This window comes from Sulfitobacter sp. LC.270.F.C4, from assembly GCF_032922545.1.
GTDB lineage: Bacteria > Pseudomonadota > Alphaproteobacteria > Rhodobacterales > Rhodobacteraceae > Sulfitobacter > Sulfitobacter profundi.
The window spans coordinates 697,079-717,909 of sequence record NZ_CP136692.1 but is presented as its reverse complement, the minus strand read 5'-3'; the positions used below and the strand labels follow the sequence as shown (position 1 = coordinate 717,909).

General features: G+C 62.3%; 22 protein-coding genes. 11 read left to right on the top strand and 11 right to left on the bottom strand.

All coding sequences use genetic code 11. The features are described from left to right. Positions 1-19: 19 nt before the first annotated feature. The 6 genes from R1T45_RS07345 to R1T45_RS07320 form a co-directional block, all read right to left on the bottom strand. Positions 20-1,342: a pitrilysin family protein gene (locus tag R1T45_RS07345; RefSeq protein WP_317390522.1), complete on the bottom strand. Its 1,323-nt coding sequence runs from the start codon at positions 1,340-1,342 to the stop codon at positions 20-22. Beyond that, complete coding sequence (locus R1T45_RS07340) at positions 1,339-2,685, bottom strand: pitrilysin family protein (RefSeq protein ID WP_317390521.1); 1,347 nt, start codon at positions 2,683-2,685, stop codon at positions 1,339-1,341. The genes R1T45_RS07345 and R1T45_RS07340 overlap by 4 nt, the downstream gene beginning before the upstream one ends. A gap of 64 nt (positions 2,686-2,749) precedes the next feature. After that, positions 2,750-3,262: a DUF3035 domain-containing protein gene (locus tag R1T45_RS07335; RefSeq protein WP_317390520.1), complete on the bottom strand. Its 513-nt coding sequence runs from the start codon at positions 3,260-3,262 to the stop codon at positions 2,750-2,752. Between the two features lie 52 nt (positions 3,263-3,314). Then, on the bottom strand, positions 3,315-3,803 hold the full coding sequence (lspA, locus tag R1T45_RS07330; protein ID WP_317390519.1) for a signal peptidase II: 489 nt from the start codon (positions 3,801-3,803) through the stop codon (positions 3,315-3,317). A gap of 15 nt (positions 3,804-3,818) precedes the next feature. After that, on the bottom strand, positions 3,819-5,405 hold the full coding sequence (gene purH, locus R1T45_RS07325) for a bifunctional phosphoribosylaminoimidazolecarboxamide formyltransferase/IMP cyclohydrolase (protein WP_317390518.1): 1,587 nt from the start codon (positions 5,403-5,405) through the stop codon (positions 3,819-3,821). A 16-nt stretch (positions 5,406-5,421) separates the two neighbouring features. Beyond that, on the bottom strand, positions 5,422-7,170 hold the full coding sequence (locus R1T45_RS07320) for a heparinase II/III family protein (protein WP_317390517.1): 1,749 nt from the start codon (positions 7,168-7,170) through the stop codon (positions 5,422-5,424). 165 nt (positions 7,171-7,335) lie between these two features. On the opposite strand from R1T45_RS07320, the gene R1T45_RS07315 reads away from it, so the two are divergent. Next, a complete protein-coding gene (locus R1T45_RS07315; protein WP_317390516.1) occupies positions 7,336-8,085 on the top strand; it encodes a phosphate/phosphite/phosphonate ABC transporter substrate-binding protein in 750 nt (249 codons plus the stop codon). Between the two features lie 3 nt (positions 8,086-8,088). Here R1T45_RS07315 and R1T45_RS07310 read toward each other — a convergent pair whose 3' ends face one another. Then, complete coding sequence (locus R1T45_RS07310; protein WP_317390515.1) at positions 8,089-9,360, bottom strand: RsmB/NOP family class I SAM-dependent RNA methyltransferase; 1,272 nt, start codon at positions 9,358-9,360, stop codon at positions 8,089-8,091. A gap of 199 nt (positions 9,361-9,559) precedes the next feature. Here R1T45_RS07310 and R1T45_RS07305 point away from each other — a divergent pair, with 199 nt between their 5' ends. Then, positions 9,560-9,760, top strand: a complete 201-nt coding sequence (locus R1T45_RS07305; RefSeq protein ID WP_201722073.1) for a DUF1674 domain-containing protein — start codon at positions 9,560-9,562, stop codon at positions 9,758-9,760. A gap of 6 nt (positions 9,761-9,766) precedes the next feature. Here the strand turns inward: R1T45_RS07305 and R1T45_RS07300 are convergent, their stop codons facing one another. Then, a complete protein-coding gene (locus R1T45_RS07300) occupies positions 9,767-10,126 on the bottom strand; it encodes a dihydrodipicolinate reductase (RefSeq protein ID WP_317390514.1) in 360 nt (119 codons plus the stop codon). Positions 10,127-10,203: 77 nt separating this feature from the next. Beyond that, positions 10,204-11,022, bottom strand: a complete 819-nt coding sequence (gene dapB / locus R1T45_RS07295) for a 4-hydroxy-tetrahydrodipicolinate reductase (RefSeq protein WP_317390513.1) — start codon at positions 11,020-11,022, stop codon at positions 10,204-10,206. 97 nt (positions 11,023-11,119) lie between these two features. Here dapB and rbfA point away from each other — a divergent pair, with 97 nt between their 5' ends. From rbfA to R1T45_RS07250, 9 genes are all read left to right on the top strand, one after another. Next, a complete protein-coding gene (gene rbfA / locus R1T45_RS07290) occupies positions 11,120-11,551 on the top strand; it encodes a 30S ribosome-binding factor RbfA (RefSeq protein WP_067626238.1) in 432 nt (143 codons plus the stop codon). After that, on the top strand, positions 11,548-12,294 hold the full coding sequence (locus tag R1T45_RS07285; protein WP_317390512.1) for a phosphodiester glycosidase family protein: 747 nt from the start codon (positions 11,548-11,550) through the stop codon (positions 12,292-12,294). The genes rbfA and R1T45_RS07285 overlap by 4 nt, the downstream gene beginning before the upstream one ends. 78 nt (positions 12,295-12,372) lie before the next feature. Further along, positions 12,373-13,299, top strand: a complete 927-nt coding sequence (gene truB, locus R1T45_RS07280) for a tRNA pseudouridine(55) synthase TruB (RefSeq protein ID WP_317390511.1) — start codon at positions 12,373-12,375, stop codon at positions 13,297-13,299. Positions 13,300-13,305: 6 nt separating this feature from the next. Further along, positions 13,306-13,815, top strand: a complete 510-nt coding sequence (locus tag R1T45_RS07275) for a DUF1643 domain-containing protein (protein WP_260012776.1) — start codon at positions 13,306-13,308, stop codon at positions 13,813-13,815. 155 nt (positions 13,816-13,970) lie between these two features. Beyond that, positions 13,971-14,867, top strand: a complete 897-nt coding sequence (locus R1T45_RS07270) for a calcium-binding protein (protein ID WP_317390510.1) — start codon at positions 13,971-13,973, stop codon at positions 14,865-14,867. A gap of 168 nt (positions 14,868-15,035) precedes the next feature. Further along, positions 15,036-15,305 (top strand): 30S ribosomal protein S15, encoded by a 270-nt coding sequence (gene rpsO / locus R1T45_RS07265; protein ID WP_007118755.1) that lies wholly within the window; start codon positions 15,036-15,038, stop codon positions 15,303-15,305. Between the two features lie 278 nt (positions 15,306-15,583). After that, complete coding sequence (pnp, locus tag R1T45_RS07260; protein ID WP_317390509.1) at positions 15,584-17,725, top strand: polyribonucleotide nucleotidyltransferase; 2,142 nt, start codon at positions 15,584-15,586, stop codon at positions 17,723-17,725. A gap of 61 nt (positions 17,726-17,786) precedes the next feature. Continuing rightward, positions 17,787-18,491 carry a glycosyltransferase gene (locus R1T45_RS07255; RefSeq protein ID WP_067624305.1) on the top strand — a complete coding sequence of 235 codons (705 nt, stop codon included), beginning with the start codon at positions 17,787-17,789 and terminating at the stop codon, positions 18,489-18,491. A 52-nt stretch (positions 18,492-18,543) separates the two neighbouring features. Then, the gene (locus R1T45_RS07250; protein WP_317390508.1) at positions 18,544-19,296 is read left to right on the top strand and encodes a glycosyltransferase family 25 protein; all 753 of its coding nucleotides are present in this window, start codon (positions 18,544-18,546) and stop codon (positions 19,294-19,296) included. Between the two features lie 7 nt (positions 19,297-19,303). Here the strand turns inward: R1T45_RS07250 and R1T45_RS07245 are convergent, their stop codons facing one another. Further along, positions 19,304-19,957, bottom strand: coding sequence for a peroxiredoxin (locus R1T45_RS07245; protein WP_067937672.1), 654 nt, complete (start codon positions 19,955-19,957; stop codon positions 19,304-19,306). Positions 19,958-20,141: 184 nt separating this feature from the next. Continuing rightward, positions 20,142-20,789 (bottom strand): pseudouridine synthase, encoded by a 648-nt coding sequence (locus R1T45_RS07240; protein WP_120350023.1) that lies wholly within the window; start codon positions 20,787-20,789, stop codon positions 20,142-20,144. Positions 20,790-20,831: the final 42 nt, after the last annotated feature.

Here is a 20,831-nt window from a genome sequence, read left to right as displayed (position 1 = left end):
TGTGGGAGCGGCGCTTTTTTCATTCTTGTGGTGGGGTAGAAGCCTCAAGCCCTTCAGGTTGGCCAACCACCACGAAATGCAGGTTTTCGGGGTCCAGCAATTCAGCCGCGACGCGCTTGACGTCGTCCAGCGTGACCGCTTCGACCTTGCCGCTGCGGGTCGCGATATAGTCGGTCGGCAGGCCAAGCATCTGCATCCCGACGAGGATATTGGCGATCGGGCTGTTGCCGTCAAACCGCAGCGGATAGGCGCCGGTGATATAGGTTTTGGCGGCCTCCAGTTCCTCTTGGGTGATGCCTTCGGTCGCGGCTTTGGCCCATTCGGCGCGGATCACCTCAATAGCCTCACCGATACGGTCGTTGGCTGAACTGACGGAGCCGAGGTAGGTCTCAGCCAGATCGCGCGGGGCGAGGTAGGAATAGACGCCATAGGTCAGACCGCGCTTCTCACGTACCTCGGTCATCAGACGGGATTCGAAACCGCCACCGCCGAGGACGTGGTTCAGCACTGTCGCAGTGAACCAATCGGGGTCGTCCTGCGCGAGGCCGGGCTGGCCGAAGATCGCAACGGATTGCGGTGTGGCGAAATCGACCACTGTCGTGCCCGCGGGGATATCCACATCTGCAGTCGGGGGCATCGGCGCGCCCTTGGCGGGCAGATCGCCCAACAGCGTATCGAGCAACTCGCCCAGTTCTTCGGGGGTGATGTCGCCTACCGCGCCGACATAGATGCGATCACGGGCCAGCACGGCCTTATGCGCCCCAATCAGGTCCTCGCGGGTCAACCCGGCCACCGTCTCAAGCGTGCCGTTCAGCGAACTGCCGTAGGGGTGGTCGCCGAACGCGATCTTGTCGAAGGTCTGGCGGGCGATGTCGTTCGGGTCTTTCTGGTTCGACTGGATGTTCGAGATCACCTGACCGCGCACCCGCTCTACCGCGTCTTCGTCAAAACGCGGCTCTAACAATGCGGCGCGCAGAAGCTCGATGGAGGCTTCGCGATTTTCGGTCAGGAAACGGGCCGAGACGGAAAGCGAATCGTCCGACACGTCAAAGCTGAGGTTGGTTGCCAGCGCTTCGGTCTCGCGGCTAAAGGCGCGCGCGTCCATGTCGCCTGCGCCCTCTTCCAAGAGGCCGGTCATCAAGTTGATCGCGCCGCGTTTGCCGGGGGCGTCCAGTGACGCGCCGCCCCGGAAACGGATTTCCAACGCTACAAAGGGGATCGAATGCTCTTCGACCAGCCAAGCGTCGATGCCGCCGGGGCTGGTGACGGGCTGGATGTCGACTTCGGCACGGGCGGGAAGTGCGGCGAAAACCGTCAGGATCAGGGCGTAGAACAGTTTCATTGCGCGTCCTCCTTCATCAGCCAACCGGTGACCGATGCGCGTTTGTCGAACAGGGTGCGGGCCGCCTGCATGATGTCTTCGGCGGTGACGGCTTGCAGCACATCGGGCCAGTCCTGCACGTCTTCGACGGTCAGGCCGATGGCAAGGGCCGAGCCGTAGCGATTTGCAACGCGGTCGGCATCGTCGCGGGCGTAAATCTGATCGGCGCGCAACTGTGATTTGAGGCGCTCAAGATGCTCGGGGTCCACCCCGGCTTCCATGAACTGCACGAGCACCTCGTCCAGCGCCTCTTCGGCCTGCTGGAGGCTGACACCGGGCACGGGCAGCACCACGACATCAAAGGTCGTGTCGTCGAGCGTATCGGCCTTGTAGAAGGCACCGGTGTAATTGGCGATCTGTTCGTCGAATTGCAGCTTTTCAGCGAGGTAGGAAGTGGTGCCGCCGCCCAGCAATTCGCTGAGAAGAAAGAGCGCCGCCGCCTCTTCCTGCGCACCGCTGTCACGCTCTTGAGCGAGGTAAGAGCGGCGCACATAGGGCTGGGCCACGCGGGCGTCTTTGTAGATCAACCGGCGCTCGGCAATCTGCGGTGGCTCTTCGGTGCGCAGGCGCTCGGGCAGGTCAGGGTTGGCGGGAATCTGGCCATAGGTGGCTTCGGCCAATTCGCGCACGTCCTCTGGCGTCACATCGCCGGAGACGACGAGGATGGCGTTGTTGGGCGAATAGTAGAGCTCATAGAACGACAGCGCATCTTCAAGGTCCAACTCCTCCATCTCATGTTTCCACCCGATGATCGGCACGCCGTAGCGGTGGTTGAGAAATTGCGCGGCGTTGAGTTGTTCGCTGAAGAGGGCGGCGGGGTTGTTCTCGGTCCGCTGGTTGCGCTCTTCCAAGATCACATCGCGTTCGGTTTCGATGTTTTCGGGCGTGAGGCGGATGTTCTTCATCCGGTCGGCCTCCATCTCCATCATCAGGCCGAGGCGGTCGGCGGCGACGCGCTGGAAATAGGCGGTGTAATCGTAGCTGGTGAAGGCATTGTCGCGCCCGCCGTTGGCCGCGACGGTGGCCGAAAACTCGCCCGCTTCCAGTTTGTCGGTGGCTTTGAACAGCAGGTGTTCAAGAAAATGCGCCACCCCGGATGACCCTTTGGGTTCATCGGCTGAGCCTGCGCGGTACCAGACCATCTGCTGCACGACCGGGGCGCGGTGGTCTTCGACGACCACGACCTCCATGCCGTTATCGAGGGTGAAATGGGTTACCGCCTCATTCTCGTTATCGCGCGCCTGCGCGGAGGGGGCTGTGAAGAGCGTCGCCACCAGGGCCGCCATCATCGGCAGTCGGATCATTGCTTACCTCGAAATATATCGCCTCCCGCATTACCTACGCGGTCTGGCGCTACTTTCAAGAAGCCTAGCGAAAACGTGTGTTTTGCGGCGGGTAAGACGGCGTGCGTCCGCCTGCGTCGCGCCAACGCTCTGCCTCGGTATAGGCATCGAGAGTTTGACGCTCATAGGCTTGGCTATAGCGGTCGACTGGCACGATGCGGAACTGGGTAAACCGCCCCTTACGCTTGCGGAACTCCGCGTCAGATTGCGCTAAAGTTGCCCGAATACCGGGCTGCACGCCCATACGGCCCGTATGCTGCACCAGCGCCGCGTCCCCGGCAGGGATCGCCGTAGAAGTATCCAAACGCCCGCCAAATGCCGCCACACCTTCGGCCACTGCCGAGCGGTCTGTCAGGTTCGCCTGCCCCGGTACGGGGGTCGGCAGGGTGTTGAGATTATCGGGGCGTTCCAAGGGCTTGACCGGCTGGATCAAGAATTCGTCCGGTCCTTCAGAGACAGGCTGCAAATCGCGAAGGCCCTGATTGCTGCAGGCGGCGAGGGCCAGCGGGATCAAGCTGATGAGGGCAATGCGACGCATGGTGTCTCCTTTCGGGGTCTGCTTGTTCAATATCGCAGGCAAGCGGGCAATGTCACTGACCTTTTTTGCCCCGGCGCTTGGGCGCGCTTTTTGGCTCTCCGGTAAAGAGGATCAGCCCCAAGGCCCCGGCAAAGATAAAGACATCCGCCAAGTTGTAGACGAAAGGGTTGTTAATGCCACAGCAAGAGTTGTTCAGGAAATCCAGCACATAGCCATAGATCAGCCGGTCCGCCACATTCGCCAGCGCCCCGCCGACCAACAGGCCGCCGCTCAGCTGTGCCCACCGCCCATGCGGGCTGCGCCAGAGCCACAGAGTGACGCCCGCGCAGATCACCAGCGCCACCACGACCAGCACCAATTGGCTCATGTCACCCCCGAGGCCAAAGTTGATGCCCCGGTTTTCGCCATAGCGGAAATTCAGCACCGGAGGCAGCACTTCGATGGAGCGGATACGTGCCAGTTCCATCATGTGAATGACCACATATTTGCTGATCTGATCGATCATAAAGGCCACGAAGGCCGCGATGCCGAATGTCCGCATGGTGCTGCCCTTCGCTTAGTGCCGGAAGTGGCGCATGTTGGTGAAGACCATGGCAAGGCCCGCTTCATCCGCTGCCGCGATCACCTCTTCGTCCCGCATTGAGCCGCCGGGCTGGATCAGCGCCGTGGCACCGGCTTCTGCCGCTGTGATCAGACCGTCCGCGAAGGGGAAGAACGCATCGGATGCCACGACCGAGCCTTGGGTCAGCGGCGCGTCGATGTCCATCACCTCGGCCATGTCTTGGGCCTTGCGCGCGGCGATGCGGGTGCTGTCCACCCGGCTCATCTGGCCTGCGCCAACGCCGACGGTGGCACCGTCTTTGACATAGATGATGGCGTTGGATTTGACGTGTTTCGCCACGGTCCACGCAAACAGCATGTCGTCGAGTTCTTGATCCGACGGCTTGCGCTTGGTCACGACCTTGAGGTCATCGCGGCTCACGCGGCCCACGTCTTTGTCCTGCACAAGGAACCCGCCCGAGACCTGACGCACGGCCAAAGCGGCGGCGGCAGGGTCGGCCAGACCTTCGGTGGTCAGCAGACGCAGGTTCTTCTTGGCGGCAAAGATGCGTTTGGCATCCTCATCCGCGCCGGGGGCGATGACGACTTCAGTAAAGATCGCAGCAATGGCTTCGGCAGTCGGGCCGTCGAGCGGCTGGTTCAGCGCGATGATGCCACCAAAGGCCGAGGTACGGTCACAGTCAAAGGCGCGTTTGTAGGCGTCGAGCATCGTCTCACCCCGTGCCACGCCGCAGGGGTTGGCGTGTTTAATGATCGCGCAGGCGGGGCCGTCTTTAGGGTCAAATTCGCTGACCAGCGCAAAGGCGGCGTCGGTGTCGTTGATGTTGTTGTAGGACAGTTCCTTGCCCTGATGCTGCACGGCGTTCGCCAGACCGGGGGCGGTGGAGCCATCGGTGTAGAAAGCCGCCTGCTGGTGCGGGTTTTCACCATAGCGCAGGGTTTGCGCCAGCGTGCCGCCAAAGGTCCGGCGGCGCGGGGTGCCTGCGACCTGCTCGGCCATCCAAGTGCTGACGGCAGTGTCATAGGCCGCGGTGCGGGCATAGGCGGTTTGGGCCAAGCGCTGGCGCAGGGCATAGGTGGTCTGGCCGTCGTTGGCCTCAAGCTCCGCGATCACTTCGGCGTAGTCCTCAACATCGACCACGACATTGACGAAGCCGTGGTTCTTGGCCGCCGAACGGATCATCGCCGGTCCGCCGATGTCGATGTTCTCAATCACCTCGCCGTATTCCGCGCCTTTGGCGACGGTTTCCTCAAACGGATAAAGGTTCACCACCACCAGATCGATCGCGCCGATGTTATGCTCATTCATCGCGCCGACGTGCTCATCGTTGTCGCGCAGGGCCAGCAGACCGCCGTGGACCACCGGATGCAGCGTTTTCACGCGCCCGTCCATCATCTCGGGAAAGCCCGTCACATCGGCCACATCCAGCACCTCAAGCCCCGCCTCGCGCAGCGCTTTAGCGGTGCCGCCGGTGCTGAGCAACTCAACGCCCCGCGCCGCCAAAGCTTTGCCAAGGTCCAAAAGACCGGTCTTGTCGGATACGGAAAGAAGCGCGCGTTTGATGGGATAGAGGTCGGGCATGGGGCTGGTTCCTTGGTCAGTCTTCATCAGCATAGGGATCGTCGATCGACAAATCTCGCACGCCAATCGCAGTTTCCTGCGCTTTTGACAACGACCAGCGCACCCGCGTGGCATAGTTCATGGCATATCCGGTCAGCACGATCTGCTGCGCAGCACGTGGCTTCAGCCGCGTCGTCTCAAGGTAAACCCCCGGTTCCAAAGACAGATTATGCGTACCGTCATGGCGAAACACCCAAATTTCACCGCTTTTCAGCGCCATGGATATTGCAGCCCCGCCAAGGTCGACCGTGGCATCGACATCCGGATGCAGGTGAAAACGGATGTCGAACGGCACGCCCTTCAGTTGTGTGGCGCTCAACACCTTATCAAAGCGCCGCTTCTCCGCCCCCTCTATCGCCAGCAGCATATCCTCCCCCGTCAGCCCGCGCCCGTCCGAGGTGAGTTCGAGCCGCCGCGCATGGGTCAGCCCGTGGCTGCGCAGATAGGCGTCATGGCCGCCCTCAAAACGCAGCCCATCCGCCGCCTCTCCGATCTCCACTGGCACTTGGCTCGGACCCGCGATGAGCGCCTCTGTCCCGCTGTGGGGGTCAGGCTCCGCCAGTCGGGCGCTGGAATGGCCGACAAGCGACAGGGCCGAATGCGACGGCGTGGCCCGCCCCGCCCGCCGCCATTCCAGCCCGAAAGACGCGCCTGAGCCGCAGTTCACCACCAAGGGCCGCCGCCCCGAGGTCAGCTCGAACGCCAGTGTCGAGGCATGGGCATTGCCCGACGCCGCGCCGCCCGGCGGAGCCGCCGCATCGACGATCACGCTGGTGCGCCCTGCCGACAGCCTTGCATAGCCCATGGCCAGCCCATCAGGCTGCCGCGTCTTGACCTTGGCCGCCGCCAGCGCGTGGTCCAGCCAGCCCTCCATACCGCGCCCGCCGCCATGAAACCGCGCCAAGGCGCCATCGGCATGACGCAGGCTGCGCAGGGTCGGCGCGATACGCTCAATCGCGGTAAGGTGCTCTTTGGGCGTGCTGCGGCCTGCATCGCTGAGCGCCGCTGCGGCCCATGTAAGCAGGGTAAAAACGGCGAGCAGTTCTTCGGGGTTTCGGGTCGGCAGACCGCCCTCGGCGTCGATCTGGCTGGCACATTCGCGTGCTAATGCCTTGATGGCGGGATCGGCCAGTTCCTCTAGCCCCTCCAGCGACAGGCCCGCGTAAATCAACCCGGTCAGCGCTTCGAAGCGCGGCAGGCCCGGCGCAGAGGCGCGCCAGCGTTTTGACAGGAAACGGGTCTGCTGTTCGAGGGACCGGTAGAAGGCATCGCTCTGCGCGGTGTCCGTCCCGCGCAGCATGAAAAGTGCGTGGTTGATCCAGCGGATCAGCCGCCGACCGGTCAGCGCCGGGGTCCAGCCCGGCCCCTGCCCGCGCCCGAAACAGTCGATCCAGCCCCAAAGCCAATCCTGCGCTGACGCCCGCGCCCGTGCATCCCCCACGGCGGCAAGATCATCCAGCCATGCAAAACCGTGCAGTTCCGCCGCAAAGGCAGGGCCAGGCGGGGTCAGATCCCACATCGCGGTCTGCGGCGCGGTTAGCAGGCTGCCGGCAAAAAGGTAATTGCCCGCCATCAACTGCCGCCCCCGCGCGAAAGAGCCGATGGTGCGCGGCTCGGGCGACGCGGTGAAACCCGCCACCCGCCCCCGGCCCCGGGTCGCACGCCAAGCGTGCCAGCGGTTCAAAAACCGCACCCTTCGGGCCATGACGCTGGAAAGATTAATCATATCAAGCTGCCCCTGACGCTCTGATGGCGTTTGGCGGCAGCATAACCGCGGCCCTGCAATGAGTCACCGGATTTTCCCCGCGCGCCGGGGGATCGGCGGGGAACGGACGGTTGCCAGCCCGCAGGGGTGCCGCCTAAACAAGGGCACCGCAACCGGAGCGCACCGATGATCGCCAGCCTGATGATGTACCTACGGCCAGAAACCGCCGCGGCCACGGCCCGCTACTGGGCGTTGATCCGCGACGGGCTGCGCGCGCGAGGCGTTGTGGCCCCGGAAGAGTTGGACAATGCGCGAGAGGAATTCGCGGTCTGGAAAGCCCGCGACCTGACCCTTTCGCAAACCTGCGGGATGCCCTACCGCCTGTGGCTGCACGACCATGTTACGCTGATCGGGACACCAGACTTTGCCGTTGAGGGCTGCCCGCAGGGCTATTACAACAGCGTCTTCGTGGTCCGCGCCAATGATCCCCGTGAAACAATTTCCGACTTTCGCGCGGCGCGGTTCACCTACAACCAGACGTTTTCGCAGTCAGGCTACGCCGCCGCCTACGCGCATTGCAGCGCAGAGGGTTTCTGGTTTGCAGATCGCAGTCAAAGCCACGGGCACCGGAACTCCGCCAAAACCGTGGCCGAGGGGCGGGCGGATATTGCGGCGCTGGACGGGGTGTCGTGGCGGCTGATCCAGCGGTATGACGCTTTCGCGGGTGGCTTGCGGGTTCTGGAAACCACGACGCCGACGCCCGGCCTGCCCTATATCGCGGCGGCAGATACCGATCGCGAAGCCACATTTGCAGCGGTCCGCGATGCCATCGCCGGGCTTACGCCCGAGGATGCCGCGACGCTGGGCCTGCGCGGCCTGGTCGAGATACCGAAATCCGCATACCTCGCTGTGCCCTCCCCACCCGACGGGGCGTGAGGGTCAGCCCTTCCGCAGACACGCGATATAGAAACCGTCCATCCCGCCTTTGTCAGCCCAAAAGTCAGGACGCAGACGCAACCCGCCCTCTTCGGTGACCCACTCAGCCGCGACCCCCGGCAACTCCAGCGCAGCGCGGTCGACCGTCATGTCGCCGTGCCGTTCCAACGCCTCATCGACCTGCACTTCGCCCTCGTCGGGCAGCAGGCTACAGGTACAGAACACCAGCCGCCCGCCGGGTTTCAGCAGGGTCCATGCGTGGTCGATCAACTCGGATTGCAGTTCAATCAGGTCCCCGAATTCCGAGCCATCCTTGGCATGGGGCAGATCGGGGTGGCGACGGATGGTGCCGGTGGCGGAACAGGGCGCGTCGAGCAGGATCGCGTCGAACGCGCCCTCTACGGCACGGGCGTCCTTGGTGAGCGTCTTGGCCTTAAGCCCCACGCGGGCAAGGTTTTCCTTCACCCGCTGCATCCGTGGATGCGATTGGTCGACGGCAGTGACAACGGCCCCCGCAGCGGCAAGCTGCATGGTCTTGCCCCCCGGCGCGGCGCAGAGGTCGAGCACGGCTTCACCTTCCGTCGGGGCCAGCACCCGCACCGGGATCGCGGCGGCGGCATCCTGCACCCACCAGTCACCTTCGGCAAATCCCGGCATGGTGGAGACCTGCCCTGCGTTCATTACGCGCACCGACCCTGTCGGCAACAGCGTGCCGCCCACGGCCTCGGCCAAGGCGGCCGGATCCCCCTTGGCGGTCAGATCCAGCGGTGCGCCCGCGAAATGCGCCTCTTCCATCTTGGCGATGGCGTCGGTGCCCCAAGCCTCGGCCAGTGGACCGCGCAGCCATTTGGGCAAGCGCGGTGCGCGCAGGGCGCCCCAAGCCTCAGGCCCCTGTGCGGCGATCTTGCGCAGCACGGCGTTGGTCAGCCCCTTGAGATGGCTCAGCGTGCGATGCTGCGACACGAGATTGACCATCGTGTTCACGACCCCATGCGCCGCGCCGCCCTGACACAGCTCAATCGTGCCGACGCGCAGCACGTTGCGCACGGTCAACGGCGGGGCCTTTTGCAGATGTTTTTGCAACAGCCGGTCGGCACGCTCCAACCCGCGTAGCGTGTCCTGTGCCAGACGTTGTGCCCGCGCCCGGTCATCGGGGGGCAGCTTGTCCAACGCGCCGGAGGCGAGCAGTTCCGACATCAGACGTGGCTCATCGCCCAAAACCTGATCCAGCAGATATACCGCGCTTCTGCGGGCCTGAACGCCTGTGTCTGCCATGGTCATGTCCTATCTGGGTCTCGCTTGAGGGGTTGCCGGGTTGTCTGGGCCAGCGCGCGACGTATATCAAGGGAGAACTTGGCTCAAGAGGACCATGATGCCCGATCAACGCCCCATTCCCGACAGCAAACCCGGCCCTGACCCAACCCCTAGCCCCGCGCCGGACCTGCCACCGCAGCCCAAACCGGGGCCAAAGCCGATCCCCGACACGCCGCATGACCCGACGCCGCAGCCCGGCCCCGATCTGCCTGCCGCCGCACAGCGCGCGCTGGCCGAGGCCGCCGCGCGCCGCAAGGCCGCAGCCGCGCTGGACCTGCCCGCTGAACTGGGCGGGCGCGATGGGCCGGAGCCGGTGCGCTATGGCGATTGGGAGAAAAAAGGCATCGCCGTCGATTTCTAAGCGGCCTTAGCGCAGGGTCAGCACCGCCAACTCGCCCGCACCCTTGTCAGAGGTGAAGCGGAGTTTCGCGCCATCGCGCATCACGACTTGGCAATTATAGCCCAAATCCTTGCCGCCCCAAACCAGCGTGCGGCAGAAATAGCCGTCTTTCCACGACCAACTGCCGGTGATCTGCCAAGCGGCCCCCTTGCCAGCGATGGCCCCGCCGGGGGTCACCTGCAGATTGACGAGCGGACGGGTCAGCCTTTTGCCATTCACTGCCGCGACAAAATCTGACTTGCTCTGAATACGGGCATACTCCGCCGCCGCGGGCAGGCCGCTTAGCGCCAGCACCGCAGTCGCGGCGAGTGCAAAGGTAATCCTCATCGAAACCTCCCTTGGTGAATTGCCTTTGGCATTCACGTAAGCAAAAGAGGTAAAGTTTCAGATAATCTGCATCTGGTTCAGCGTTTCAGGCCCAGCACATCAAGCATGTCATATTCGCCCGGCGTCTGCCCCCGCCCCCAAAGCGCGGCCTTCAGCGCGCCGCGCGCGAAAAGGGCGCGGTCAGACGCGATGTGGCGCAGGATGATCCGCTCCCCGGCGGCGGCGAACATCACGTCATGCTCCCCCACGATGTCACCGCCCCGGATCGCGGTGAAACCGATATCGCCCTGCTGCCGCGCGCCGGTGATCCCATCGCGGCCCCGGTCTGACACATCAGCCAGCTTTACGCCGCGCCCTTCGGCGGCGGCTTCGCCCAGCATCAGAGCCGTGCCAGAGGGGGCATCGACTTTCTGGTTGTGGTGCGATTCGATGATCTCAATGTCGTAATCCACGTCCAGTGCAGCGGCGACCTGACGGGTGAGCTGTGTCAGCAGGTTCACGCCAAGGCTCATATTGCCTGCACGGATGATGATGGCCCCCTGTTCGGCGGCTGGGGCAAGCTGCGCGATTTCCTCATCGGTCATCCCGGTGGTGCCGATGACATGCACGATCCCGGCCTTCGCAGCCGCAGCGGCAAAGGCGATCGTGGCTTGGGGCGCGGTGAAGTCGATCACGGCCTGCACCTTGGCAAACGCCTCAGCGGCATCATCGGTCACGGTGACGCCCAGCGCCGCACCGCCCATCGCCTCGCCCACATCGCGGCCAACCCAATCATGACCCGTCCGCTCTACCGCTGCCGCCAGATGCATCTTGTCGCTGACGGTGATCTCACGGATCAACATTTGGCCCATGCGGCCAGAGGCGCCTGTAACGGCGATGCCGGGGGTCTGTGTCATGAGGTAACTCCTGCGGTTCGGGGGCATGAATGGCTCGGCTGGTTTAGCCCGTCGGCGAGCGCTTGGCAAAGTGCAACCGAAGCCTTAGATGGGGTTCATGGCAAAGAACAAGTTTCATGAGGGCGCAGGCCCGTCGCAACGACAACTCCGCGTGGGCGAAACCGTCCGCCGCGCCTTGTCTGATGTTCTCGCACGTGGGGACGTGCATGACACCGATCTCAACCGGCTGTCGATCACCGTGGGCGAGGTGCGCATCTCTCCTGATCTCAAGATCGCAACGGCCTATGTGCTGCCGCTGGGCGGTGAAGGTCAGGATGAGGTGCTCAAACTGCTGGCGCGCAATAAGAACGAATTGCGCCGGCAAGTGGCTAAGAAACTTACGCTCAAGTTCTCTCCTGATCTGCGGTTCCAATTGGATCGGACATTCGACCGGATGGACGACACGCGCCGGATGCTGAACCAAGATGTGGTGCGCCGCGATGCGGACGCGCCAGACGATGACGCTGCAGACAGCGCGCCGGATCAGTGATCCGCGCCGGTCTGATCGCAATGGCGCTGATCGCGCTGAAAGGCACGCCTTCGGACGCTGCTGAATGCCGCAACATCACGTTCGACGGCAGCTCCTACACCGTTTGCGAGGTCGATCTGGAGCGTGACGATCTGCGGCTCTTTCTCAACGATGACGCAGGCGCGGCCTATGGGTTCTTCGGCTCGCTTGATGAAGCGCTGAAAGCGCAAGGCCTCCGGCTCGGCTTTGCCATGAACGCGGGCATGTACCACGAGGATCGCTCTCCGGTCGGACATTACATCGAAGAGGGTGTCGAGGCGCGCGGCGTGATCGACAGCGCAGGGCCCGGCAACTTTGGTTTGCTGCCCAATGGCGTCTTCTGCCTGCGCGATGGCCGCGCCGATGTGATCGAGACCAAGCGCTATCTTAGGAACAGGCCCGCCTGCCGCTTTGCCACGCAATCCGGCCCGATGTTGGTAATCGATGGCGCTTTGCATCCGCGGTTTTTGCCCGACAGCACCTCGCGCTATATCCGCAATGGGGTTGGTACCAGCACCGATGGCAAACGCGCGGTCTTTGCGATTTCCAATGACGTGGTCACCTTTCATGAGTTTGCCCGGCTCTACCGGGATGAGCTGGACCTGCCTAACGCGCTGTATTTCGACGGCAATATCTCGCGCCTGCGGGCGCCGGGATTGCGCCGCACCGGGGCGGGGTTCACCACGCTGGGGCCGATCGTCGGCATCGTCACGCCTGCAAAGTGACCTTTTCCCCGCTTGGGGGCTGGGCAGCGCGGCATGGCTCCGTTAGAGGGCAGCACCACAAAGGCGAAGGGGCAAGACATGGCACGCAAACGCAAGGGTCGCGATATTTCAGGCTGGCTGGTGGTGGACAAACCCGCCGGGCCGACATCGACCGCCGTGGTCAACAAGGTCCGCTGGGCGCTGGAGGCCAAAAAGGCGGGCCACGCAGGCACCCTTGACCCCGAAGCGACCGGCGTTCTGGCCATCGCCTTGGGCGAAGCGACCAAGACCGTGCCCTATATCACCGACGCGCTGAAAGCCTATGAGTTCACCGTGCGTCTTGGCATTGCCACCAACACCGACGATGCCGAAGGCGAAGTGATCGGCACCTCTGATCTGCGCCCCGACGATGCAGCCATCAAGGACGCGCTGAGCGACTTCATCGGGGACATCCAGCAGGTGCCGCCGCAGTTCTCAGCGGTGAAGATCGACGGCCAGCGCGCCTATAAACGCGCCCGCGACGGCGAAGAGATGGACATCGCCGCGCGCGCGCTCTGGGTGGAAAGCCTGCTGCTGCTTGATCGGCCTGATGCCGATCACGTCACGCTTGAGATGGTCTGCGGCAAGGGCGGCTATGTCCGCTCCATCGCCCGCGATCTGGGGCAGAAGCTTGGCTGCCTCGGCCACGTCCGCGAGCTGCGCCGTACCTGGTCTGGCCCGTTTGAGGCCGCGAATGCCCTGACACTGGCACAGATCGACGAGATCGCCCGCACGCCAGAACTCGACACGCATCTGCTGCCGCTGGCCGAAGGCTTGACGGAACTGCCCGAGGTCAAAGCCACTCCCGAAGGCGCGACGCGTCTGCGCAATGGCAACCCCGGCATGGTGATCGCCCATGACGTGGAATATGGCGATGAATGCTGGGCCTCGCTGGATGGCCAGCCCGTCGCCGTGGGCCGCTTCAAGGCAGGCGAATTGCACCCCAGCCGGGTGTTCAACCTATCTTCGGACACGAACGAAGGCTGAATGGCCCTGATCACCCGCAGCCATACCAAGGGCGATGCGCCCTCGACGGCGGTCTATTCCCCTTGTGAGCAGTATCGCTACAGCCTCACACGGATCTGGGACAACGCTGCGCCGCGGGTGATGTTTGTCATGCTGAACCCCTCCACCGCGACCGAGGTGCAGAACGATCCCACCGTCGAGCGTTGCGAGCGTCGGGCGCGGGTGCTGGGCTTTGGCGGTTTCCGGGTGACCAATATCTTTGCCTTCCGCGCCACCGATCCGCGCGACATGCGCGCGGCGGTTGATCCCATCGGCCCCGAGAATGACGCCACGCTTATCGAGGGGGCCGGTTGGGCTGACCGGATCATCGCCGCTTGGGGCGTGCATGGCGCACATCTGGACCGGGGTTTGGCCGTCGCCGCTCGGTTGGCGCGGGGGGATAAACCGCTTTACCACCTTGGTCTCTCCAAAGCTGGCCACCCGCGCCATCCGCTTTACCTGCCCTATACCCAGGAGCCGGTTTTGTGGCAGCCCTAGCGCACTGCGCTAGCAACCACGCGTTAACCATTCTCCGTCTATTCCTTTGATTTTAAAGCCGCGCCATGGCCTTTTAAGGGTGGGATGATGTGTAGGGCATTAGGCAATGAACGGTGGAACTGCGGATGCTGTGGCTGGCTGGAATGATGGGATTAATGGCGGTTGGCGCTGTCACATTTGTGGAAATCGAAACACCGTCAGAGGATGATACGCCTGAAGCCGACACCCCGCGCGGCGGCAGCGCTACTTTGGGGGACATCCTTACCGGCAGCGATGCCGGTGAGGCGGTGCAGGGCGGTAGCGGCGAGGACCAACTTGGCGGCTACGGCGGGAATGATTTGCTGAATGGTGCTGCTGGCAATGATGATCTGCACGGCCATGACGGCAATGACACGCTGCACGGCGACGAAGGTAACGACAGCCTGCACGGCAATGACGGTGATGATGACCTTTTCGGCGGCGCGGGCAACGACAGCCTTTTTGGCCACAATGGCGATGACTTTCTCTATGGCGGCGCGGGTGATGACGCGCTGCAAGGCTCTGCGGGTGATGACCTGCTGAATGGCGACGCAGGAAACGACGCACTCCAAGGCGGGCTTGGCGATGATGCGCTGCGGGGTGGCAACGACGAAGATACGCTTTTTGGCGGCTGGGGGGATGACACGCTCAACGGGGCGGATGACGAGCAGAGCCGAGACTACCTTAATGGCGGCGGCGGGGATGACCTGATTGTCGCAGGCGCGCAGGACGTTGTGACGTCAGGCGAAGGTACGGATCAAATTGTTTTGGGGGATTGGATTACCGAGCAGGGCGCGGCACAGATCATGGACTATCACGCACAGAATGATTCGCTTTTGTTTGTCTGGGATGACAGCACCGCCACCGGGTCAGAGCCGCCTCTTTCCATCCTTCCCGATCCCGACCAACCGAACCAGACGCTCGTCCTGCTGGATGACATCATCGTCGCGCGGGTCGCCGGAGATAGTGTCGCGCTGGAAGATATTGCTCTGATCCCGCTCAGCGCGGCCCTTGCACTTGTTCCTGCCGCGTGACGCATGCAACCGCCGCCGCACAAATCACCCTTTGCCAAAGGCGCAAATTCGCCCTATACGCCCCCATCGCCTGCTGATTCCGTCAGCGGGTGATATCTCCATGGGCCTGAGCTGGACGACATCCCGGCCTGCGCCATCCATTTAAACTCTTTTCGAAAGGAGACCCCGATGTCGATTACTGCTGAAGAAAAAGCAAAAGTCATGAAAGATTTCGGCACCAAAGAAGGCGACACAGGTTCGCCCGAAGTACAGGTTGCCATTCTGACCTCGCGCATCGTCACGCTGACCGAGCACTTCAAGACCCACAAAAAAGACAACCACGGCCGCCGTGGTCTTTTGAAAATGGTCGCGACGCGCCGCAAGCTGCTGGATTACGTTAAGGCCAAAGATGACGCCCGTTATCAGGACCTCATCAAGCGTCTGGGCCTGCGCCGCTAAGCGCACGCCACCGGGTTACCCGGTGACAGAACTGATAAAACCTCCCGGCCCGCGCCGGGAGGTTTTTTTGTGCGCGCAGCCTGCACGATAGCGCAGCGGAAAGAACCCGCCGCTTATAGCTCTGCCACGATAGAACGCTTCCCATTTGCCTTGAAAACCTGTATGTCCGCGCAATCTGAAATCCGGCGCGCGGACTCCTGCGCCTGAAAAAGAAGATACCGGAGTCAGGGGCAATACGGCCCCTATGCAATGGCCAATGGGCCAAAAAGGAAACGTAGATGTTTAATGTAACGAAAAAATCGATCCAGTGGGGCGAAGAGACGCTGACACTGGAAACCGGTAAGGTTGCCCGTCAGGCGGACGGGTCGGTGATTGCCACGCTGGGGGAAACCAGCGTTATGGCCAACGTGACGTACGCACGTCAGCAAAAGCCGGGCCAGGACTTCTTCCCCCTGACCGTGCACTACCAAGAGAAATATTATGCCGCCGGTAAAGTACCGGGTGGCTTCTTCAAGCGTGAGGCCCGCCCCACCGAGAAAGAGACCCTGACCGCGCGTCTGATCGACCGTCCGATCCGCCCGCTCTTTGTCCCCGGCTTCAAAAACGAAGTTCTGGTGATGTGCACCGTGCTGAGCCACGATCTGGTCAACGACCCCGATATGGTCGCCATGATCGCCGCTTCCGCCGCGCTGACGATCTCCGGCGCGCCGTTCCGTGGCCCGATCGCTGGCTGCCGCGTGGGCTATGAGGATGGCGATTACATCCTGAACCCAACAATCGACGACATGCAGGACCTGCGCCTGAACCCCGAGCAGCGCCTCGATCTGGTTGTCGCCGGCACCAAAGACGCCGTGATGATGGTCGAATCCGAAGCCTATGAGCTGTCGGAAGAGGAAATGCTGGGTGCGGTGAAATTCGCCCACGAGCAAATCCAGCCGGTTATCGACCTGATCATTGATCTGGCCGAAGACGCCGCGAAAGAGCCGTTCGACTTCCAGCCCGATGATTACTCTGAGCTGTCCGCCGCTGTAAAAGCCGCCGGTGAAGAAGAAATGCGTGCCGCATTCGCCATCGCCGACAAGCAAGAGCGCACCGCCGCTGTTGCCGCCGCCCGCGAGACGATCAAAGGCAAGCTCAGCGAAGAGCAGCTGGAGGACAAGAACCTCGGCTCCGCGATGAAGGGCCTTGAGGCCAGCATCCTGCGCGGCGACGTGGTGAAAACCGGCAAGCGTATCGACGGCCGTCGCACCGACGAAATCCGCGACATCGTGGCCGAAACCGGCATCCTGCCGCGGACCCACGGTTCGGCGCTGTTCACCCGTGGTGAAACGCAAGGTTTGGTTGTGACCACGCTCGGCACCGGCGATGACGAACAGTTCATCGACGCGCTGCACGGCAACTTCAAATCGAACTTCCTGCTGCACTATAACTTCCCTCCCTATTCGGTTGGTGAAGTTGGTCGCGTGGGCCCTCCCGGCCGTCGCGAAGTCGGCCACGGTAAGCTCGCTTGGCGTGCCCTGCAGGCGGTTCTGCCCGCAGCGACAGACTTCCCCTACACCATCCGTCTCGTGTCCGAGATCACCGAATCCAACGGCTCCTCGTCGATGGCATCGGTCTGTGGTGGTTCGCTGTCCATGATGGACGCGGGCGTGCCGCTGAAATCGGCTGTGGCCGGTGTGGCGATGGGCCTGATCCTCGAAGATGACGGCTCCTACGCGATCCTGTCGGACATCCTGGGTGACGAAGACCACCTCGGCGACATGGACTTCAAAGTGGCCGGGACCGAAGCGGGCATCACCTCGTTGCAGATGGACATCAAGGTTGCAGGCATCACGCCCGAGATCATGGAAAAAGCTCTGGCTCAGGCCAAAGAAGGCCGTATCCACATCCTTGGCGAGATGAACAAAGCGATCTCCGGCGCAGCGGACTTCTCCGTGCACGCACCGCGCATCGAGACCATGCAGATCCCCACCGACAAGATCCGTGAAGTGATCGGGTCCGGCGGCAAGGTGATCCGCGAGATCGTCGAAGTCTCTGGCGCCAAGGTCGACATCAACGACGAAGGCATCATCAAGATCGCCAGCGCCAATGGCGACGCCATCAAAAAGGCCTACGACATGATCTATTCGATCGTGGCAGAGCCCGAAGAGGGCGCCGTCTACACCGGCACCGTGGTCAAGATCGTCGATTTCGGCGCCTTCGTGAACTTCTTTGGCAAGCGCGACGGTCTGGTCCACGTGTCCCAGATCGAAAACCGCCGCCTGAACCACCCTTCGGACGTTCTGAAGGAAGGTCAGGAAGTGAAAGTGAAGCTTTTGGGCTTTGACGATCGCGGCAAGGTGCGCCTGTCGATGAAAGTCGTCGATCAGGAAACTGGTGAAGAAGTCGCTGCCGAGAAGAAAGAACCGGCAGAAGGTTGATTAAAACCTGCTGCGGACCCTCACCGGGGTCCGCAGTTTTTCCCGCAGGGCAGTACAAGACATGAGCGCAGAGAATCTGGTCACGATTTGCATCACCATGGGGCTGCGCCCCGATGTCCTGCAACAAACGCTCGAAAGCCTCGGCCCGGAACTGCGTAAGCTCCCCATCATTGGCATCAACGACTTTGGCGATGCCGAAACAAGCGCGGTCTTCGACCGTCTCTGCCCCCACGGCCAACGCATTGATCTGGGCAAACAGGTCGGACACCACCCCGCCGTTGACGCCATGTATGCCAAGGTGCGCACGCCTTATGTCTTTCACATGGAAGACGACTGGGAATTCACCCGCCACGATTTTTTAGATGACGCCCTGCGCCTGCTAGAGGCACATCCCGATGTTTCCTCGGTCTGTTTCCGCGACACCGATAACTTCTTCATCGAAGACGCGGCCCGCGCCCAGATCGTCAAGGAGGACTGTGCAGGCGTCTCCTACGCGCGCATGGATGCTCTCAGCCCTAAATGGTATGGCTATACGTTCAACCCGCATCTTGCCCCCCTCTCCCTCTGGAAAGAGGTTGGCGGCTTCAGCGGTTTCAAACGTGAAAGCCATATTTCGCGTCACCTGCGCAAACAGGGTAAATTCACGGCCTTTCTGAAACCCGGCGCTTGCCAGCACATCGGGTTTGTCAGCGTCGCCCACAAACCGCCTTCCGCCTTCAAACGATTCAAAAACTGGCTGCGCGGTCGACCCACCCCCAAAGTTTAACCCGTAAGAACCTGTTGCCGTCCCCCGGGCCGACAGGGATGAGGTCAAATCCATGCCGCAGCGCCCCAAGGGATTCGTCATCAATCTCGCCGCCTCCCCCCAACGGCTGGACAGCGCGAAGGCCGAACTGGACGGGGCGCAAGTCGACCCGATCCGCGTAGACGCATTTGACGGGCGTGAAATCGACCTCGCGCAGTTCGCGCCCTATGATGATAGCAAAGCCCGACGGTTCATGGGCCGCTCGATGACCCAAGGTGAGGTCGGATGCTACGTCTCCCACCAGCGCGCCGCCACGGCCTTTCTAGAAAGCGGCGATGAGATCGGCTTCGTTTTCGAAGATGATATCGCCCTGCAGCCTGATTTCAAAACTGCCGTACCGCAACTGATAAAATGGCTCCGCGCCCGCGACGATTGGCACTGCGTCAACTTAGGCGCAACGCCCTTGAAGATCACCAGTCCCATGGCCAAGGTCGCAGGCATTGAGGTGCTCCGCGCCCACTATTTCCCCATGCTCGCCCATGCGCTGATCTGGAACCGCGCCGGAGCCAATGCTTTCCTTGCCGCCTCCGAGCCTATTTTCTGCCCCGCAGACAATATGTTAAGACAAGTCCTCACACGTTCCGACATGGGGCTGGCAACCGCCCAAAGCCTCGTGACCGCTGGCCGGTTCGACAGTGACATTTCCGCCCGTTCAGGCGGAAATCGGGGACAATTCCGCCGGTCGCCGCTCTATGGCCTGCGCAAACAGCGCCGCTTGCTGCATGAAAAAGCGATGGCCTTCGCGCATAAGCTCGGCCATCGCTAACAGCGCATCAACCCGGCAGCTTGGCCTTACGCAGATAGGGCAACACAGTCTCAAACGCCCCGAACTTCGCCTTGGCGTCCTCGTCTGACACGGTCGCGGGAATGATCACATCCTCGCCCACCTGCCAATCCGCCGGCGTTGCGACGCCATTCTTGCCGGCAGTCTGCAACCCATCCAGCGCCCGCAGGACCTCGGCAAAGTTGCGGCCCACGTTCATCGGGTAGGTCATGCTCAGCTTCAACTGCTTATCCGGCGAAATGATAAAGACCGAGCGTACAGTGGCACTGTCATTGGGCGTGCGGCCATCAGGCATATAGGCTTCGGCGGGCAGCATATCAAAAGCCTTCGATACCTCGAGCCCTGCGTCAGCGATAATCGGGAAACCGGCCTTCGTCCCCGCAACCTTCTCAATATCGCCCTTCCACTTTTTATGCTCTTCCACCCCGTCAACACTCACGCCGATCACCTTGGTGCCGCGCTTTTCCCACTCATCGGAGAGCCGCGCCACGGCGCCGAATTCGGTCGTGCAAACGGGGGTGAAATCCTTCGGATGCGAGAACAGGATCGCCCAGCTGTCACCGACGAACTCATGCAGCGAAAAACTGCCCTGATCGGTTTCGACGGTAAGGTCGGGAATAGTGTCGTTGATACGCAAGCCCATGATATCCTCCGGGTCAATCTGTGAACAGATAGGCTAGAGGTAATCGCAAACCCCGCCATTTTCACCCCCCGATTGCCACAAAGCAAAACTTCACCGCAGCGCCACGGCCCCCTTCTCCTTCATCCTTTCTTAAATACCGATCCCGCCCCCGCCTCACATCGAAAGGCTGGGCACGGAGCGCCCTTCAGAACGGCGCCTTCGCCCGGACCTTGGTCGATGCCCCGCCCTGCGGATGGTTAAACCGCAACTCTTCACTGTGCAGCATCAACCGAGGAAAATCCCGCGCAGGCCCGGTGGCATAGAACGGATCGCCCAGAATAGGATGCCCAAGCGCCAGCATATGCACGCGCAGCTGGTGGCTGCGTCCTGTTTTGGGGAACAGGCGCATGCGCGCGGTCTCGCCATCGGACTTGATCTTTTTCCAGTCGGTCTGCGCGGGCTTGCCGGTCTCATGACACACCATCTGCAGCGGACGATTGGGCCAATCAACGATCAGCGGCAGATCGACCGTGCCGGACTTCTCTTCCGGCACACCCCAGACCCGAGCAACATAGGTTTTTCGCGTCATGCGTTTTTCAAACTGCAGCCCAAGATGGCGCTGTGCATGGGGTGTCATCGCAAAGATCATCACGCCCGAGGTGTCCCGATCCAACCGATGCACCAGCAACGCCTCGGGAAAGACCGCCTGCACCCGCGCGATCAGGCAATCGGCCAGATGCTCGCCTTTGCCGGGCACGCTCAGCAAACCAGAAGGCTTATCGACCAGCAAAACTTCGGCGTCTTCATGCAGAATGACCAGCGGGTCCTGCGGCGGGTTATATTCGCTATCCATGGTTCCCCCTCGCAGATGCCGCCCCGCGGATCAAGCGGCGCG